The sequence below is a fragment of the Peribacillus sp. NPDC097197 genome (genome assembly GCF_050278025.1).
GTDB lineage: Bacteria > Bacillota > Bacilli > Bacillales > DSM-1321 > Peribacillus.
Genome location: NZ_JBNNST010000002.1, coordinates 126,956 through 144,876, shown reverse-complemented (window position 1 = coordinate 144,876; position 17,921 = coordinate 126,956). Strand labels below are relative to the sequence as shown.

Here is a 17,921-nt window from a genome sequence, read left to right as displayed (position 1 = left end):
TCTATTCCAAAAAATACATGGAGAAGTTTGAATGACATAACCAATTTATAATCAGATCACCATTCATACGAAGGAAAGCATGGATGATTTTCTCCTTGAATTACTTTTTTTGAAAATAAAATGGTAACCCCCTTAATAGGTCCTTTGTGATAGGTACGAATCAAGATTTATTTGTGAAAATTGTGAAACGGAGAAACAGGAAGTACCAGCAGAATTTTTAAAATAACACTAATTTTTTGTGGAAGGTTTAAGGGATGAAAGTATGAATATATATATTGGGAGTGGTTTGTATGGGAGCATGAGCTATTATAGTGAAAAAATATTAGTATACTATTCCTTGTGTTTTTGAAATAGTAAGGGGAAATGAGATTAATGCACTTGCTTGAGTGATTTTTGGGAGCTCTAGAAGAGCCCCTTTATACAATTACCCAAGTAATTGTTAAAATCATTATCTCGCAGTATAGCCTCCATCAACGATTAGCGAAGTTCCTGTTACAAAATCATTTTCACATAAGAAAATAATGGCATGAGCAATTTCCTCCGGTTTTCCAAGTCTTCCAATCGGGTGTTTAGCGATAAGCTCCTTATAGGAAAGATTATTAGCTTCCCTATTTACGGTTCCGGACTCGAGGAAACCGGGACTTATGGCATTGACCCTAATATTTTTATCAGCGTATTCGAGTGCAAGAGTCTTGGTTAAATTTAATACTGCTCCTTTACTAGCTGTGTAAGCAAACGTTTCAGGAAGGCCGACAGTACTTAAGATAGAAGCAGTATTTACTATGCAACCACCCCCAGTTTTTAGCATTTCACGAATGACATGTTTTGCCGCAAAAAATACACCGTGTTGGTTCACTGATATAATTTTATTATATTGCTCAAAAGTGAGTGTATGCGTTGGATTTAACCCGCCAATCCCAGCATTATTTATTAAGATATCGACTTTTCCATATCTATTTACCGTTTCTGTTACTAGATTTTCAACGGATTTTTCTTCAGCAACATTAACCTTTATAAATAGAACTTCTGCTCCATTCTTTTTCAACTCTTGTTCGGCAAATACTCCCGGGGGCTCATTTAAATCAGAGATTACTACTGTGACCCCTTGTTCTATCAATGCTTTTACAGTTGCAAGTCCAATTCCTGAAGCTCCCCCCGTTACGATAGCTACTTTTTTGTCCAGTTTCCCCATACTACCATCTCCTAATATTTGTTATATCAAAAGTATCATAACGCCAAAAAAAATAACAGAAAATTAAAAAGATTCTAATTTTACTTGATTTATAGTTTTTAATATTCTAAGTTAGTCAGTAGAAAGAATCTTTTAAAGAGGGGGAAGTTGATATGGTTCATAATTATTCAACTACAGCCATTGTTACAGGTGCTGCTGGAGGAATTGGAAAGGCTTTAATCAAACGGCTGGCAAAACGAGAATTAAATTTAGTGCTTGTGGACTTGGCAGAAGAAATGCTTCAAGAAATTGTGTTTGAGACTGGATTAGAGAAAGCAAACGTTCTAGTTGTAAAAGCAGATGTATCTAGAGAACAAGATGTTAAAATGTTTGTTCAAAAAACAGTTGAGAAATTTGGAAGGATAGACTACTTTGCAAATAATGCTGGGATTGAAGGACCAAGAGGGGTAATTGAAAACCTAGCAGTAGAGGATTTAGATTTAGTATATAAAGTAAATGTAAGAGGGGTATTTCTTGGACTACAATATGTCATTCCCGTAATGAAAAAACAGGAATCAGGTGCAATCCTCAATACTTCTTCACTTGCAGGTCTAATGGGGGTACCTGGAAGTTCAGCGTATAATATGTCTAAGCATGCAGTTATAGGGTTAACGCGCTCCGTGGCTAAAGAATCAGCACCATATGGAATTCGAGTAAACGCTGTATGTCCTGGTACGATAAATACACAGATGATGAGGAGGATTGAGGAGAGTTCCGGTAATGTAAGGAAACAAAAAACGTTTAATGAGATGGCCACACCTTTAGGAAGGTATGGGGAACCAGAAGAAGTAGCAGCTGTAATGAATTTTCTTTTATCGGAGGAATCATCTTTCGTAACAGGATCATTATATACCGTTGATGGCGGGATGTTAGACCAGTAAAAACAGTCGTTTGAAATTAGAAGGGTAAAAGTATTTAGAACGTTATAATGTTTCATGTTTAAGAAATGTAGCCGAGTCAAGGAATACTTCAACAGGAAGCCTCAAGATATAATATTTATTTGTAAAAATATTCTAAATATATTGACTAATCAAAAGTCGGTCTATTACAATTGATGTTGAAAGGTGATTCATGTATTGGTAAATTATTATTTTTAAGGCACTCGTTTTTTGAATTCCTAATTTTTTGAGAGGATGTTAAACGATGACGAAGCACCAACATTTATTTTCTCCTTTTACTCTTGGACGTATTACCTTGAGGAATAGAATTGTTGGGACTGCTCATGGTACAGCAATGATTACAGACGGTGTTCCGATGGAAGAGGACATCAAGTATTGGGAGGAACGAGCACGAGGCGGTGCAGGACTCCTAATTACGGGAGGAACCATTGTTCATCCAAGTTCTCGACTTCGGAGACGAATGCTAAATGAGGCATATTTGGAAGAAGCTGTTCCGATGTTTCGACGCAGGGCTGAGGCGATTCATGCCAACGGAGCTAAGGTGATTGGTCAATTGGTTCACTTAGGTAGAGAGATGATTGGAGGAGAATCCGATTATCCTTTAAGAGCACCATCTGCCATTCAATCACCTCGTGCTCTTTACCGGCCGATTGAGCTAACACATATAGAAATTAACGAGATCATCGATGCCTTTGTACTATCGGCATTAAATTTAAAAAAGGCTGGGTATGACGGGGTTGAAATTCATGCTGCGCATGGCTATTTGGTCGCTCAATTTCTTTCATCTGGAACCAATAAACGTAATGACGAATATGGCGGCTCCCTAAAAGGAAGAATGCGGTTCTTACTTCAATTACTGGAAGCCATTCGCAAGGAAACGGGAAGTGATTTTGTTATAGGTGTTCGGTTGAGTGCGGAGGAAGAGGTAAGCGGCGGCATGCAGTTAGCTGACACACTTCAAATTGTCAAAGTGCTGTCTGGAATTAGTCCTGTCGATTATTTGAACATTACGAAGGGGATTAGAGGAGGATATGTAAAGGATTTGACCATTCCTCAAGGAGTCACGGTAGACGCAGCAAGGGAAATTCGCTCAGCTACTAATATACCCATTCTTGTTAGTCAACGTATTAAAGACCCAAATATGGCAGAGAAGATTTTGGCAGAAGGAGCAGCAGATTTAGTCGGGATTACCCGAGCCCTCATTGCCGATCCAGAGTGGCCACTCAAAGCAGAAACAGGTCGCAGTTATGAAATTATTCCTTGTATCGGCTGTAACCAGGATTGCCGATCATTTGATCCGTTTTTATATTGTGCTGTTAATCCGACTACAGGCCGCGAAAATGAGTTAGATAGAATAATACCTAAGAGCAATAACATAAAAAAGGTTGCCGTTGTCGGAGGAGGGCCAGCAGGTTTAGAAGCAGCAAGGGTAGCAGCTTTACGAGGGCATTCAGTCGAACTATTTGAAAAAGAAGCGACCTTAGGCGGACAGGTGAGAATAGCAGGAAGGGAACCAAACCGCCGGGAGCTGATCGACGTCATTCATTACTTAGAATCAGAGGTTCGAAGACTTGAGGTTACTGTAAATTTAAATCAAGCCGTAGATGTTAATGACTTAAACAGTTTTGATACGGTTATCCTCGCAACTGGAGCGGTGCCAGAACAACCTAAGGTTCATGATTCTATTAAAGGTAAGGTATTGACGGTTTATGATGTGCTAAAGTCTGACGATTTGTCAAAAGGCGTAGGTGAAACTGCGGTTGTCGTAGATGATGGGACAGGATTTTGGCCATCATTAAGTACGGCAGGATGTCTTGCTGCGAAGGGTTATAAGGTGATATATGTGACACCGTCACGAACAATTGGAGCAAGCATTCCGCATGAAAGCATTCAACTGCTTCTTAATCGACTGAGTACAGCTGGGGTACAATTTATGATTTTACACCAAATCGCAGAAGCTAATGGAAATAATATTAAAGTTCGTAATGTTTTAAGTGGGGAAGAAACACTCATAGAATCAAACTTACTTGTCATAGATGCGGGAAGACGTCAAGAAAACACTCTTGCCAAGCAACTTAGGGATGTAGCTATTCCGGCTCACTTAGTTGGCGATGCCATCTCACCTCGGCGGATAAGTCATGCAATATTAGAGGGTCATCGAATTGCCCGTAAGATTTAATTGATAAAAAGTTAATAAATGTATCAATTTAACAGGAAAGAAAGGCAGTTTAGGAGGTAAATATCTTAATAATAAGGGAGATGTATTAGGATGAATTTCGAGTTCTCGGATAAAGTAAAGGATCTGCAACATCAGGTAACGGAGTTTATGGAACAATATGTTTATCCAAATGAGACCGTATATGAGCAACAGTTAAATGAAGGCACATCGAGGTGGGAAATCCCTCCAATCATTGAGGAAATGAAAATTAAAGCAAAGGAAAAGGGCCTATGGAATCTATTTCTTCCAGAAAGTGAGTACGGAGCAGGACTAACTAATTCGGAGTTTGCTCCTTTATGTGAAATAATGGGCCGCTCTCCCTTCATTGGTCCGGAAGCTTTTAATTGTAGTGCACCTGACACAGGGAATATGGAAGTGTTGGTACGATACGGTACGGAGCAACAGAAAAAGGATTGGCTGATTCCTTTATTGGAGGGGAAAATCAGATCTGCCTTTGCGATGACAGAACCTGCAGTGGCCTCTTCTGATGCGAGAAACGTTGAATCAAGTATTGAAAGAGATGGAGACCATTACGTTATTAATGGGCGCAAATGGTGGACATCGGGCGCCCCGGATCCACGCTGTAAAATTCTTGTTTTTATGGGGAAATCCAGCCCCAATGCCCCAACCTATGAGCAACAATCCATGATTTTGGTCCCGATTGATACTCCAGGAGTAAAAGTTCTTCGAAGCCTCAACGTGTATGGATACGACGATGCACCTCATGGGCATGGAGAAGTATTATTTGAAAATGTAAGGGTACCTGCTTCAAATATGATATTGGGAGAAGGAAAAGGTTTTGCGATTGCTCAGGGAAGACTTGGGCCTGGTCGAATTCACCATTGTATGCGCCTAATTGGTTTGGCAGAAAGAGCATTGGAATCAATGATTGAGAGAGCACAAACTCGGGTCGCTTTTGGAAGCGCTATCTCCGATAAAGGGGTTATCCGGCAATGGATAGCGGATTCAAGGATTGAACTTGACCAAGCACGTCTACTAACTCTAAAAACAGCATATATGATGGATAAATTAGGGAATAAAGAAGCGAAGAAAGAAATAGCGATGATAAAGATCATTGCACCAGAAGTGACAACGAAAATAATCGACCGAGCCATTCAGGTTCACGGAGGAGGCGGAGTTAGCCAAGACTTTCCTCTTGCTAGAAACTGGGCATATGCACGTATTGTTCGACTGGCGGATGGACCCAATGAGGTACACAGGGAAGCTGTGGCAAAACAAGAATTAAAACAGTTTAATCAAAAAGAGACTAAGTATACTTTAAATCATTAGAATGATTAATAAAGTCGTAAGGTGCACCTATCATAAACGTTTTCAAGTAATGGAAATAAACTAGTGAATTGGCGGAAAGGCGGTAATAAGATGAAATCCCATGAAAGCGATGTGATATCAGTCGTTCGTGAAGGGGAAGATTTTAATCGGGAAGCTTTTCACTCCTATATGCTTAAACATTTAAATTGGTGGCCAAATGAACCGCTTGAAGTGACTCAATTTTCAGCCGGGTATTCCAATTTAACTTATTTAATTCGATGTGGGGAGGCAGAAGTTGTTATGCGGCGTCCCCCTTTAGGACCTCTTCCTCCTAAAGCACACGACATGAAACGGGAGTTCTCTTTATTAGAGAAATTATATCCAGCTTTCCCTTATGTACCAAAAACCTACCTTTTATGTGAAGAAGAGTCGATAATAGGAGTCCCATTTTATATTATGGAACGGAAAGAGGGCTATGTATTCGATGCGAAATTCCCGACAGATTTTACAGCTACAGACGAAAAATCCAAACAAATTTCCTATGCGGCGGTTGATACGCTGGCACAGCTTCACCAAATCGATTACAAGGCTATAGGATTAGAAAACTTTGGACGCCCTGAAGGCTTTGTTGAGAGACAAGTTAACAATTGGTTAACTCGGTTTGAGCGAAGTAAAACGCATGATATACCCTATTTTGATAAAATAGGAAAATGGTTCACTGAGAACATTCCTCATTCACTAGGAGCAACAGTTATTCACAATGATTATAAACTAAATAATATGATGTTCTCCAAACAAAATGTCGGGGAAGTAGTTGGAGTTTTTGATTGGGAATTGGCTGCGATTGCTGATCCTTTATTCGACTTAGCTGCCGCCTTGGGTTATTGGACCCAAACGAATGATTGGGAATCTGTTAAACAGAGTTTACCATCCTTGACGACCTCACCTGGATTTATCACTCGCGATGAATATATACACCGATACTCTTTAAAGACCGGGCAAGATATCCCTCCACTGCATTTCTATATGGCGTTTACTTATTTTAAAATTGCGGTTGTGATGCAGCAAATTTATTATAGATGGTCTCTTGGCCAGACAAAGGACAAACGGTTTGCAACATTGGATCAGTCTATATATAGTTTGATGCAATATGCCAATGAAATTATCGAGACAAAGAAATTTTAATAAGTACATTGCTGGATAGATAGTCACATCCATCTCAGTGGTGGCAATCCCATAAGAGTTTTATCAAAAAGGGAAAACTGCTATTTTTTAAGGAGGTAAAGAGATTGGACTCTCTCTTTGATTTGAATGAAAAAGTGGCCCTTATTACAGGAGGGAGTAGGGGGATTGGAAAGCAAATAGTGAAAGCGTTTTCAAACCAAGGGGCAATCGTTGTCATTGCGAGCCGAAACATTCAACATTGTAACGAAGTGGCAGAAGATGTGATCCGGGAGGGAGGGCAAGCACTGGCCATTGGCTGCGATATAGCGAATTTAGACGAAATTCAAAATATGTTCCAAATGGTAGCGGATACATTTGGAAGGCTAGATATATTAGTAAATAACGCAGGTATCAGTATTACCAAACCTTCCATTGAAGTTACAAGCGAAGATTGGGATGCGATGTTTAATATTAATATTAAGGGCTTGTTCTTTGCCTGTCAGGAAGCAGCAAAAATCATGATAGAACAAGGGAGCGGGAAAATCATTAATATATCTTCCATTGGGGGAATCAAAACTTTTAAACGGATTGCTCCGTATGGGGCCAGCAAGGCGGCGGTCATTCAGTTGACAAAGTCGCTTGCTTCAGAATGGGCTCGTCATGGAATATTAGTAAACGGAATTGCACCAGGGCTCATCAGTACGGATATCAATACAGGAGAAATAGCAGATGAAAGACTCTTAAAGAAGATGCTGAATTTGATTCCACTTAGAAGGCTAGGTCAGCCCTCAGATATTGCCATGATGTCAGTATTCCTAGCATCCAATGCTTCCAACTTCATGACAGGTCAAACGATAAGTATTGATGGAGGGGTAACCTCTGAGTAGTGACTAGTTCACTCTTTTATGAATAAGAAGGTCTTTTGACCAACAGAATATTCTTCTGTTTAAGAAATTAGAAAGGAAGGCTAAGATGTATAAACGTTTTGAAAAAAAGGTAGTGTTAATTACGGGTGCAGGGTCTGGCTTAGGCCGTGCAACAGCCATTCATTTAGCATCTGAAGGGGCTATGCTTTCCCTTGTTGACAAAAACATCGAGGCACTTGAGGAAACAAGAAGCCTCATTACCGAAAAGACGCAGCAATCCCCGGTACTCCTTTTAACAGCAGATGTTTCCGATGAAGAGTTAGTGAAGAAATACGTTGATCATACTATTCGTCGTTTTGAGAGAATTGATGGTTTCTTTAATAATGCAGGGATTGTCGACACAAGTGCGCCATTCGAGGAGTATGATAGCGATCTGTTTTCCAAGCTAATTGATATTAACTTATCTGGCGTGTTCTATGGTCTAAAGCATGTTCTTGCTGTGATGAAAAAGCAGAAAGAAGGATTTGTGGTGAATACTGCGTCGGTTGCAGGCCTTCGGGGACTTTACCATAAGCCAGGGTACGTAGCATCAAAACATGGAGTGGTAGGTCTAACAAAAGCAGCTGCAATCGAATATGCTGAATTCGGCATTAGTGTCAATGGAATAGCACCAGGTCCAATTGCAACGAATATGTTGATCAATAATTTTAAAAATATTAATCCGGAAAATTGGGAAGTTGCAGCTGCTCAACATGCAGATGGAATTCCAGCTAAACGGTTAGGGAGGCCGAAAGAAGTGGCACTCCTTGTTGCATTCCTCCTTTCTGGAGAAGCAGCGTTCATTAATGGTGTTACGATTCCAATTGATGGTGGCCAAGGTGCAAGTCAATATTCCCGTAAAAATTAATCGGTGTGGATGGGGGAATCTGAGAATTATCGGATGTATATAATTTAAATTTTCAAAATATTGACAAAAATGTTAAATTATTATAAAGTTAATTTAAATACTGAATCAGTTTTCACTAAAATAAAACATACAAGGAAATATAATACTGATAAATTCCTCTAACAGTATTAGCTTGACCAAAACAATCGGTTATAATGATAATTGAAACATGATTCACTTTATATGTACTAAGGAGGAATTGCAATGCCCCAAGAGAATCAGAACCTTATTCCAAAAACTAACAGAGGAATTCAAACTAGAAATAAGCTTTTACGATCGGCAGAATATGTTTTTGGGAAGAATGGATATCACGAGAGCAGTGTAACAGAGATTACCCAAAGGGCAGGAGTTTCATTAGGTAATTTTTATACTTATTTTGAATCTAAGTACCAAATATTTGAATCACTACTTTGGGAAATGCAAAGTGAGTTAACAAAAGTCCTACGAAAAAAAACAGCAGGGATAGACAATAGGATTGAGATGGAAAGAGAAGGTTTTAAGGCAATGTTAGATTTTTTAAAAGAAAGACCCTACTGGTATAGCTTATTTCCACAAGCTGAATTTGTCGATAAAGAGCTTCATCGGAAAATAATGGAGGTTTTCGCTGAACCTTATATCAAGCGGATTGAGGAATCAATGGAAATAGGGGATATTCGAAAACTAAACCCAGAAATAATTGTCTATTCTTTTATGGGCATTATGAATTATATTGGTATGAAATGGGTTTTGTGGGATGGAAAAGAAGTTGACGACAAATTATTAGATGAGCTTATGGAATTTGTGAAATTTGGAATTTCTAAGTAAATAAAGATAAGGTACTTTTTTAATAGACTATCATAAATCCTCTTATATTATTTGTATAGCGGATTTATGAGCTAAATAGTTAATGTAAGCGCTTCCTATAAGGGGCCATGCTTATAATTCTGAGTATCTCAATGTTAATTAGAATGGACGCTCTTCAAAAGGAGTTGAATGGGATTTGAAAAGACTAGCCTTAGGTTTAATTATAATCACTTCTTTGTTAGCTGCTTGTAGTAATGGAACGGATGTAACTACATCTCAAGGAGAAAAAGCAACAGGGGTCACGGATACTTCTATCAAAATTGGTGCTTGGCTCCCTCTTACAGGTGGTGTTGCTGCACATGGAATACTTCAGCAAACTGGGATGAACGCTTACTTCGAGATGATCAATGATAATGGTGGTGTAAATGGAAAGAAGATTGAGTGGATAGTGGAAGATAATGCTTTCGACCCACAGAAAACTGTGGCTGCCGCTCGTAAACTTGTGGAGCGGGATAAAGTTTTTGCAGTCGTGGGCTCCAACGGCACGGCACAGAGCGCGGCAACATTTCCCTATTTGCTAGATCAGGCGAAAGTACCTTTCCTGCCGGGACAGGGTGGAGCGAACGATTGGTGGAATCCTGTTAAACCAAATCTTTTTGGGGTTCAGGTGGTATATGAAAACCAGGCACAAGCTTTAGGCCACTGGGCAGCTAAGGAAGGGGCGAAGAATATCGTTGTCGTTCACAGTGACCCCGCAGCGTTTATTAATGTAGCTAAAGCTGTTGAGCCAGGAGTCAATACAATTTCCAAGGAAGCATCTGTTAATCTGCTCCCGGTAAAGTTTGGGACTTCTGACTACGCTCCGATTGGACTCGAGATAGCAAACAAAAAGCCCGATGCTGTTGTCGCTATTTTAGCGGTAGAGGAACTCATTGCTTTTTCAAAGGCATTGAATCGACAGAATCTGGATCTTCCTATTTACACCTACGCACCTAATGTATCAAATGATACGTTAGAACTTGGTGGCAAAGCAATTGAAGGACTAAGGGCGATGTCTTATACGGTGCCGCCAACCATCGACACTCCAGAGGTGGAAGAATATAGGGAAGCTTTGAAAAAGTACGAACCGTCTGCACATCCTGATTTTCAATCCCTATATATGTGGGGAGTCGCTAAAGTCTTTGTAGAGGCAATAAACCAGGTAGATGGGCCTCTTACACGTGAATCTTTTGTTCAGTCACTAAAATCGATGGAGAATTTTGAAAACGGTATTATTCCTCCAGTAACCTTCTCAGAAGGTGACCATATGGGTGTAAAAGAATTACAGCCAGTCATGGTGGAAAATGGAGAATGGAATACTGTAGGGGATTTCATTGATCCTGATAAGGAATGGTAAAGGATAGTCCTTTGAAAATGGCAACAAAGTGATTTTGACCTTTAGCGATCAACCGAAAGATTCTGAACAGCCAGCCTCCAACCTTTTATCCGAAAATAACAGATATCTTTTGGGAGATAATTTCTGAATATTTACATTATTAAAAATATTGGGGGTATGGCGATTGAAAAAGGTGCTATTAGGGATTGCGATGCTGCTATTATTTATAGCTGGGTGTAGCGGTGGAAATGCGGAGAAGACACTAGGTATAACAGAAGAATCCATCAAAATTGGGGCATGGTTGCCGATGACAGGACCTGCAGCTGTTTATGGTAGTACCCAGCGCCAAGGGATTGAGGCTTATTTTGAAATGATCAATGAAGATGGAGGAGTAAACGGAAGGAAGATTGAATACATCACAGAAGATAGTGGCCGGGACCCACAGCAAACGGTTGCTGCTGCCCGGAAACTAATTGAACGAGACGAGGTCTTCGCTATTGTAGCTCCTTTTGGAACTGCACAAACAGAAGCAACTTTCTCATTCGTATTAGATGAAAAAAAGGTACCTTTGTTAAATGTCTATGGAGGACTAGAAAACTGGTATGATCCATCCCGTGAAAATCTTTATGGGGTGATGATTCCATACGAAGATCAAGCTCGTGCTCTTGGAAGATGGGCTGCTAAGGAAGGAGCTAAGAATATTCTTGTTATTCATAACGATCCGGCGGTATACGAAATAGTGGCTAATAATGTGGAACCAGGTGTAAAAACCGTCGAATCGAGTTTATCGGTAGATCTATTGCCGGTAAAATATGGTACGGCAGACTATGCTCCAATTGCCCTCGAAGTTATTAACCGGAAACCTGATGCTATTGTTATGATTCAACCGATTGAGGAATTAATTGCGTTGGCAAAGGCGTTGGATAACAAAAATTTCGAAGTTCCATTATACACATATTCACCTAATGCTTCACTAGATACATTGGAGTTAGGAGGAGGAGCCGTAGAGGGACTTCATGCTATGTCTTGGACTGTGCCGCCTACAACTAATTCACCTGCTGTTAAGGAGTATAGAGAGGTTCTGAAAAAGCATGATCCTGATACAACACCAGATTTCCAATCTCTATTTACGTGGGCTGAGTCAAAAATCTTTGTTGAGGCTCTGAAAAAGATTGATGGAGCACCGACACGTGAAAAGTTAATTAGTGCTTTGGAATCTATTGAAAATTATGAGACAAATATTCTTCCTCCAGTATCCTTTACATCTGACAATCATTTGGGTGTTAAAGAAATTCAACCTGTTAAGGTTGAAAATGGAGAATGGAAAACGGTAGGGGGCTTTATAGATCCGGCGACAGATTGGTAGATAAACTAGAAAAGGGGTGAAGAAATACGATGCATGATTTACTCTCCGTAATTTTTTCAGGACTGGTAAGTGGATCTCTTTATGCACTACTTGGCCTTTCAATCGTTATCATTTTTAGGGCAACAGATGTTGTAAACTTTGCAATTGGAGATATAGCAACTATTGGAGTTTACGTTGCTTTATCCGTGATGGCGTTGGGAGTTCCTGTAATATTGGCACTGCCTGTTACATTCATCGTAGCTGGCATGATTGGAATCGGGGTAGAACGATTTATCATCCGCCCGCTTGGGCCCGGCAGCATGTTTTCAGCATTGGTCATAACAATGGGGTTTGGGTTAGTACTTCAGGCGTTAATTGGGACTGTTTGGGGGTTTACCCCCCGGGCAATCCCTCCAATTATAGATGGTAGCTTTACGTTTTTAGGAGTGGCAATTACTTATCAAAAACTATTGGCTACTGGTCTAGCAATAGTTGCTATGTTGCTCGTTGCAACCTTATTTAACTGGACGCGTATAGGATTAGCAATGAGGGCTTCTGCTGAAGATCACTTTGCTGCCAAAATGGTAGGCATAAAAAGTAGTCGAGTAGCAAGTCTTGCATGGTTTTTAGGATGTGGCTTAGCTGGGTTAACAGCTTTCATTATGGCCGCTGAGACTTCCGTTAGTGTTACCTTGATGGCAATGGTTCTTTTCCGGGCCTTTGCAGGAGTTTTCTTGGGTGGCCTGAACAATATGATGGGTGCAGCAGCTGGCGGTATGATGATTGGGATTATGGATAATTTAGCTGGAAGTTATGTTTCAGCAAGTTTTCGGGACACGATGGTATTTGCCGTAATCGTCGCCATTCTATTTATTCGACCGAGCGGTATACTGGGGGCTAAGGGGGGAGCTAGGGTATGAACAGCCATAACATCTCCGCTCTAGGGCAAAATAGAAAACAAAAAAACACTCAGCTTAGTTTGATTGTTATTGTGGGGATAGCTTTAATAGTTATTCTTGGGCCGGCGGGTCTAGTGGGTTCTTATGTTAGCTACGTGATCAACCTTACACTCATATATGCTATTGGGACTATTTCAATCAGTATGTTGGCGAGTTACTCTGGGATTTGGTCCATTGGACATACGGCATTTTTAGCGATCGGTGCTTACCTAGCAGCAAATTTGAGTGTACGTGGTTTCTCGGTTGAATTAATTATTCTGATTAGTTTTGTGATTACGCTAATAATAGGGTTGATAATTGGTCTCAGCGCGGGACGATTTTCCATCCTTTACATGGCCATTTTAACTTTGGCACTTGGGTTGGTATCAAATGAGGTAATCGGACGATGGCACTCAGTAACCGGTGGGGATCAGGGTATCACGGTTGGTCCTGCTCGCTTGTTATTTTCTGAGGATCCGATTAGTGCTAATAATTACGTAGTGTTAACGACCGTATTGTTCACCTTGGTTTTCCTGCTAGTTACCATTATTACTAAAGGAACACTTGGACGCCGTTGGTTAGCTGTAAAAAGTCAGCGAATGGCATCCATGTCGATTGGATTAAAACCTTCTCTTGAAAACGCGTTAGCTTTTGGGTTAAGTGGTGCCATTACTTCTGTAGCTGGAGTGTCTCTTGCTTACTCCACAATGTATATCAGTCCCGAAGCCTTTACAATAGCGATTGCTACAAACCTTATGCTCTGTACAGTAGTTGGAGGGGTGGGAAGTATTGGCGGTGCTATGTTAGGTGCAATGTTCCTGGTACTAGTACCTGAAGTAGCTCGAGAGGTACAGGGGATTTCTGGGTATGTATTTGGCTTTGCAACCATTCTTGTATTGTTATTTTTGCCGGAAGGAATTGTACCAGGTATTTTAAAACGCCTAAAAAAGAGAAGTAAGATGATTGTGAAAAAAGAAGAACTTGTTGCTGCTACTTCGGAAAATGCTCTAATAGAATTTCACGAAAGTGAACATCTTCATTCATTAGTGGAAGGATTCTTAAACCCAGCAACATCCAATTTGACGGTTTCAGATCTTAGCGTATCTTTTGGAGGTGTTCGTGCTCTAAATCATGTTAGTCTCGATGTTCCAGCTGGGAGTGTAGTAGGTCTGATTGGCCCAAATGGTGCAGGGAAAACTACTCTGTTAAATGTTTTGAGTGGGTATGTTAAACCTTCAAGTTTTGAAGGCCTGCGCTTTGGAAAAATCAATTTAGCACAGTTAGCGCCTTACCAGCGAGTACAGCATGGATTTGGCCGTACCTTTCAACATGCTGAACTATTTACAGAACTCACTATCGAAGAAAATATTATTCTAGCAGCCCAACAAAGCCATAAAGTACTAAATGGCAAAGGAAATAATAAAGAACCACTTAAGATTGCTGAAAAGTTAATTGATCAGCTTCGATTACGGCCATATGCAAATTCCTATCCAGCGGAGGTACCTTTTGGTGTCCAAAAGGTTACCGATATTGTTCGAGCTTTGGCTACTGGTGCACAAATCATTGTGATGGATGAACCATTTTCAGGACTAGATGCAGATGAACGCAAGGAGGTACGGTTAATCCTACAAGTTATGAAACAAGCTGGAGTCTCGATTTTAATTATTGACCATGTGGTACAGGAGGTACTGAGTATTGCCGATCAGATGGTGGTACTGGACTTTGGAAGTGTACTTGCAACAGGAACCCCTGATGAAATTAAAAACAATCCAAAAGTGCTGGAAGCTTATCTTGGTTCTGTACTACAAGATGGTAAGGAGGACTTAACCGATGATCACTAATATAGTAGCAAAGGAATTGTGCCTTGAAAATGTAACACACCGGTATGACGGAGTACTTGCTCTTCAAGATATTTCCCTAGAAATTGAAAGGGGTAGTTTTACAGCTATCCTAGGGCCAAATGGTGCAGGTAAATCTACACTTGCTCTCATCTTAGGTGGAATGCTTCGCCCAACGTCTGGTTCGGTCACTGTGAAACAACATAAGGGTAAACAATCAGGTGATGGATTCATCGGACTTGGAGTTGTTCTGGTTCCTGAAGGACGCCGATTATTTAATTCGATGACAGTGAAAGAAAACTTGCTTATTGGAGCCTATGGCTCCGGTCAATCCAAAGTCGAGATGATGAGAAGCTATGAGGATATACTAGAGTTTCTGCCAGAACTGAAACGCCATCTAAATAAACCTACTGGACTTTTAAGTGGTGGCGAGCAACAGATGGTTGCGGTTGCCCGGGCAATAATGGCCCGACCCGATACCATTATTTTGGATGAGCCATCTTTGGGATTGGCACCTAAAATGATTGAGAGAATATATGAAATTATCTCTGAGCTAAATAAACGGGCATTGACGGTAATCGTCATTGAGCAGATGGCTACCTATGCACTGCGGAATGCAAAAAACATGGTTGTACTTGAAGGTGGAAGTATTCGATATCATGGTTCTGTCACTATGACAGCTGCAAGTGAGGTCTTACAAGAGGGATACTTTGGAACAAAGTAACATCAAATGGGGGTGGGAGTGTGACAAAAATTGCTATTGTTACCGGTGCTGCCCGGGGAATGGGGAACGGGATAGCTATCCGGCTAATAGAAGAGGGGTACACTGTAGTTGCCGCAGATGTGGATAAAGTAGGCTTGGATCTTCTTGATGAGAAGGTCACAAGGAATGCTTTAATTAAAAAAGTAGGGGATATCGGAGATCCTCAATTTATTAAACAAATGGTAAGTGAGTTAGATTCATCTCAAATCGAACTACTAGTGAATAATGCTGGTGTCCGCTGGCCAACTACCGTTTTAGATGCTACCGATGAGGAATGGGAAACCACGATGAGGGTGAACCTAACGGCTCCATTTTATCTCACTAGGGAAGTCGGAAATGCATGGAAAGCTGCTGGTCGCGGGGGTTTAATTATTAATATTGCTTCTATTGCGGGTTTAATGGGCTTAAATAATCGAGCAAGTTATTGTGCTTCAAAAGGGGGGCTTATTGCTTTAACAAAAGCGGCAGCAATGGATCTTGCGCCAGCAGGGATCAGAGTGATTGCGATTTGTCCAGGTTTTGTTAACACTTCCATGACTGTTGAGAATGCTCAAGATTATGTAAGGGACTACGTTCCAATTGGGAAAAGTGGCAAGCCTAATGACATTGCCCAGGCAGTCGTGGATTTAATGCGTTGGGAAATCGCAACAGGAACCATCATTCCGTTAGATGGGGGATTAACTGCTGGGTTCCGCTGGTAATGCGCTAGAAACAGAGGAAAGGGGTTAGTGAATTTGACAGATGAACAAATGTTTCTTGAATATGATCTGATTGTCATCGGAGCAGGCATGGCAGGACTTTCTGCAGCCGGCCGTGCGGCAGATGCAGGCGCAAAAGTATTAGTGGTAGAAAAAGCGTCAGAGATTGGTGGTTCTGGACAACATGCAGGATTCCTTTGGACAGTTCCTGATGAACGGGTACTTAGAGGATGGGATGATGGAGACCCACATTTGGCTCGTGTTGTGTTGGAAAATTTTCCAGAAGGAACAGAATGGATGCGCAGCCGCGGAATGTTTCAGTCGGGACCGACACCTGTTCTTCATGGACTCGGTTATGCGTTGAATGTAACTGGGCATCTTCAGGATTGTACAAAAATGATTCGGAAGGCGGGTGGTCAAATTATCTTAGGTGCATTTGTTGAAGAGCTAATTTTAAGTCCTGAAGGGAGGGTAGAGGGAGCACGGATTCTCGATGATAACGAATTAATTGAGGTAAAAGCAGAATGGACTCTAATAGCTACAGGTGGTTTTCAGGCAAATCCTGCTCTCAGGGCAGAAAAAATCCACCCAAACGCGGCAGGTATTGCCCTGAGGTCTAATCCTAACAGTACTGGTGATGGAATCCGCTTAGGACTTCAGGCAGGATCAACATGGGCTGGTGAGAACCCAGGTTTTTATGGACATTTGATAAGTTCACCAGCCTGTCTTAATAACCCATCACTATTTACCCGACTCTCCCAATATCATAGTGACTATTCGCTCCTATTTAATGAGGAAGGAGTCCGGTTTACCGACGAGAGTCAAGGGGATTTCCGCAGTTCAAATGAGTTGGTGTTTCAGCCAAATGCACGTGGATTGCTTGTCTGGGACGAACATATCCAACAGGAACATGTCTTAAAGTCATTTGTCCATGGCGTTGAAGCGGAGGATAGGTTGCAGGTGGCTCTTCAACATGGGGCACTTGGGATAAAGGTAAAGGAGATTACAGAATTAAGTGACATTGCTGCTCAATGGGGATTTGATGGGAAGACAGTTGTGCAAAGCATCAAAGAATACAATGAAAAAGTTGTTTCATCCCCTGAAAAAATCAACCCTTCACGTGCTTATGATCTTCGGCCGTTGGACAAGGCACCCTATTATACACTTGTTGTGGAACCAGCCATTACATTTACTCATGCTGGTCTTCGAATTGACGATCAGGCTAGAGCACTGAATTCAGAAGGGAAGCCGATTCCAGGACTTCTCGTTGCTGGAGCGGATACTGGAAATGTTTATAAACGTGGGTATGGCGGTGGGTTGGCAATGGCCCTCGGATTTGCCTTGCAAGCTGTAAAGACAGCAGGATGGATTGTACCAAAAGTAAGTAATGTGTAAAAGAAATTCATAAGCTTTTAATAGACTTCTATAGTTGTATAGTTAGTAAAAAAATTTATATAGAGGAGAGTGCAATATGTATAAGTTTATTGAATATCAAAAGGAAAATAACGTGGCGACACTTTGGTTGAATCGTCCAGAGAAAAAGAATTGCATCAACTGGGAGATGTTGAACGAAATGGCGGATGCCATC

General features: G+C 40.9%; 15 protein-coding genes. 14 read left to right on the top strand and 1 reads right to left on the bottom strand.

All coding sequences use genetic code 11. The features are described from left to right. Positions 1-448 precede the first annotated feature (448 nt). The gene (locus ACQKL6_RS03100) at positions 449-1,192 is read right to left on the bottom strand and encodes an SDR family NAD(P)-dependent oxidoreductase (RefSeq protein WP_402868834.1); all 744 of its coding nucleotides are present in this window, start codon (positions 1,190-1,192) and stop codon (positions 449-451) included. A gap of 152 nt (positions 1,193-1,344) precedes the next feature. Between ACQKL6_RS03100 and ACQKL6_RS03095 the strand changes: the two genes are divergently transcribed. The 14 genes from ACQKL6_RS03095 (at position 1,345) to ACQKL6_RS03030 (ending at position 17,728) form a co-directional block, all read left to right on the top strand. After that, positions 1,345-2,112, top strand: coding sequence for an SDR family NAD(P)-dependent oxidoreductase (locus ACQKL6_RS03095; RefSeq protein ID WP_402868832.1), 768 nt, complete (start codon positions 1,345-1,347; stop codon positions 2,110-2,112). Between the two features lie 262 nt (positions 2,113-2,374). Further along, a complete protein-coding gene (locus ACQKL6_RS03090; RefSeq protein WP_427650557.1) occupies positions 2,375-4,309 on the top strand; it encodes an FAD-dependent oxidoreductase in 1,935 nt (644 codons plus the stop codon). 90 nt (positions 4,310-4,399) lie between these two features. Further along, on the top strand, positions 4,400-5,638 hold the full coding sequence (locus ACQKL6_RS03085) for an acyl-CoA dehydrogenase family protein (protein ID WP_427650555.1): 1,239 nt from the start codon (positions 4,400-4,402) through the stop codon (positions 5,636-5,638). A gap of 90 nt (positions 5,639-5,728) precedes the next feature. Beyond that, complete coding sequence (locus tag ACQKL6_RS03080) at positions 5,729-6,802, top strand: phosphotransferase family protein (protein ID WP_402868826.1); 1,074 nt, start codon at positions 5,729-5,731, stop codon at positions 6,800-6,802. A 104-nt stretch (positions 6,803-6,906) separates the two neighbouring features. Continuing rightward, positions 6,907-7,668, top strand: a complete 762-nt coding sequence (locus ACQKL6_RS03075) for an SDR family NAD(P)-dependent oxidoreductase (RefSeq protein ID WP_402956949.1) — start codon at positions 6,907-6,909, stop codon at positions 7,666-7,668. An 85-nt stretch (positions 7,669-7,753) separates the two neighbouring features. Continuing rightward, positions 7,754-8,554 carry an SDR family oxidoreductase gene (locus tag ACQKL6_RS03070; protein ID WP_402868823.1) on the top strand — a complete coding sequence of 267 codons (801 nt, stop codon included), beginning with the start codon at positions 7,754-7,756 and terminating at the stop codon, positions 8,552-8,554. A gap of 243 nt (positions 8,555-8,797) precedes the next feature. Continuing rightward, a complete protein-coding gene (locus tag ACQKL6_RS03065) occupies positions 8,798-9,397 on the top strand; it encodes a TetR/AcrR family transcriptional regulator (protein WP_402868821.1) in 600 nt (199 codons plus the stop codon). Between the two features lie 175 nt (positions 9,398-9,572). Continuing rightward, a complete protein-coding gene (locus ACQKL6_RS03060; protein ID WP_427591185.1) occupies positions 9,573-10,772 on the top strand; it encodes an ABC transporter substrate-binding protein in 1,200 nt (399 codons plus the stop codon). Positions 10,773-10,944: 172 nt separating this feature from the next. Then, on the top strand, positions 10,945-12,117 hold the full coding sequence (locus ACQKL6_RS03055; RefSeq protein ID WP_402988812.1) for an ABC transporter substrate-binding protein: 1,173 nt from the start codon (positions 10,945-10,947) through the stop codon (positions 12,115-12,117). Positions 12,118-12,146: 29 nt separating this feature from the next. After that, positions 12,147-13,016 (top strand): branched-chain amino acid ABC transporter permease, encoded by an 870-nt coding sequence (locus ACQKL6_RS03050; RefSeq protein WP_402868818.1) that lies wholly within the window; start codon positions 12,147-12,149, stop codon positions 13,014-13,016. Further along, entirely contained in the window at positions 13,013-14,875 is a 1,863-nt protein-coding gene (locus ACQKL6_RS03045; protein WP_402988342.1) for a branched-chain amino acid ABC transporter ATP-binding protein/permease, read from the top strand. Before ACQKL6_RS03050 ends, ACQKL6_RS03045 begins: the two co-directional genes overlap by 4 nt. After that, positions 14,865-15,596: an ABC transporter ATP-binding protein gene (locus ACQKL6_RS03040; protein ID WP_402868813.1), complete on the top strand. Its 732-nt coding sequence runs from the start codon at positions 14,865-14,867 to the stop codon at positions 15,594-15,596. Before ACQKL6_RS03045 ends, ACQKL6_RS03040 begins: the two co-directional genes overlap by 11 nt. A 20-nt stretch (positions 15,597-15,616) precedes the next feature. Next, the gene (locus ACQKL6_RS03035) at positions 15,617-16,336 is read left to right on the top strand and encodes an SDR family NAD(P)-dependent oxidoreductase (RefSeq protein ID WP_402868810.1); all 720 of its coding nucleotides are present in this window, start codon (positions 15,617-15,619) and stop codon (positions 16,334-16,336) included. 33 nt (positions 16,337-16,369) lie between these two features. Further along, positions 16,370-17,728 carry an FAD-dependent oxidoreductase gene (locus ACQKL6_RS03030; RefSeq protein ID WP_402988346.1) on the top strand — a complete coding sequence of 453 codons (1,359 nt, stop codon included), beginning with the start codon at positions 16,370-16,372 and terminating at the stop codon, positions 17,726-17,728. The last annotated feature ends 193 nt before the right edge of the window (positions 17,729-17,921 follow it).

Excerpts from the sequence above, each read along its gene's own strand:
- ACQKL6_RS03100 (WP_402868834.1), bottom strand. The coding sequence starts at position 1,192 with ATGGGGAAACTGGACAAAAAAGTAGCTATCGTAACGGGGGGAGCTTCA.
- ACQKL6_RS03080 (WP_402868826.1), top strand. The coding sequence starts at position 5,729 with ATGAAATCCCATGAAAGCGATGTGATATCAGTCGTTCGTGAAGGGGAA.
- ACQKL6_RS03040 (WP_402868813.1), top strand. The coding sequence starts at position 14,865 with ATGATCACTAATATAGTAGCAAAGGAATTGTGCCTTGAAAATGTAACA.
- ACQKL6_RS03095 (WP_402868832.1), top strand. The coding sequence starts at position 1,345 with ATGGTTCATAATTATTCAACTACAGCCATTGTTACAGGTGCTGCTGGA.
- ACQKL6_RS03065 (WP_402868821.1), top strand. The coding sequence starts at position 8,798 with ATGCCCCAAGAGAATCAGAACCTTATTCCAAAAACTAACAGAGGAATT.
- ACQKL6_RS03050 (WP_402868818.1), top strand. The coding sequence starts at position 12,147 with ATGCATGATTTACTCTCCGTAATTTTTTCAGGACTGGTAAGTGGATCT.
- ACQKL6_RS03090 (WP_427650557.1), top strand. The coding sequence starts at position 2,375 with ATGACGAAGCACCAACATTTATTTTCTCCTTTTACTCTTGGACGTATT.
- ACQKL6_RS03045 (WP_402988342.1), top strand. The coding sequence starts at position 13,013 with ATGAACAGCCATAACATCTCCGCTCTAGGGCAAAATAGAAAACAAAAA.
- ACQKL6_RS03085 (WP_427650555.1), top strand. The coding sequence starts at position 4,400 with ATGAATTTCGAGTTCTCGGATAAAGTAAAGGATCTGCAACATCAGGTA.
- ACQKL6_RS03070 (WP_402868823.1), top strand. The coding sequence starts at position 7,754 with ATGTATAAACGTTTTGAAAAAAAGGTAGTGTTAATTACGGGTGCAGGG.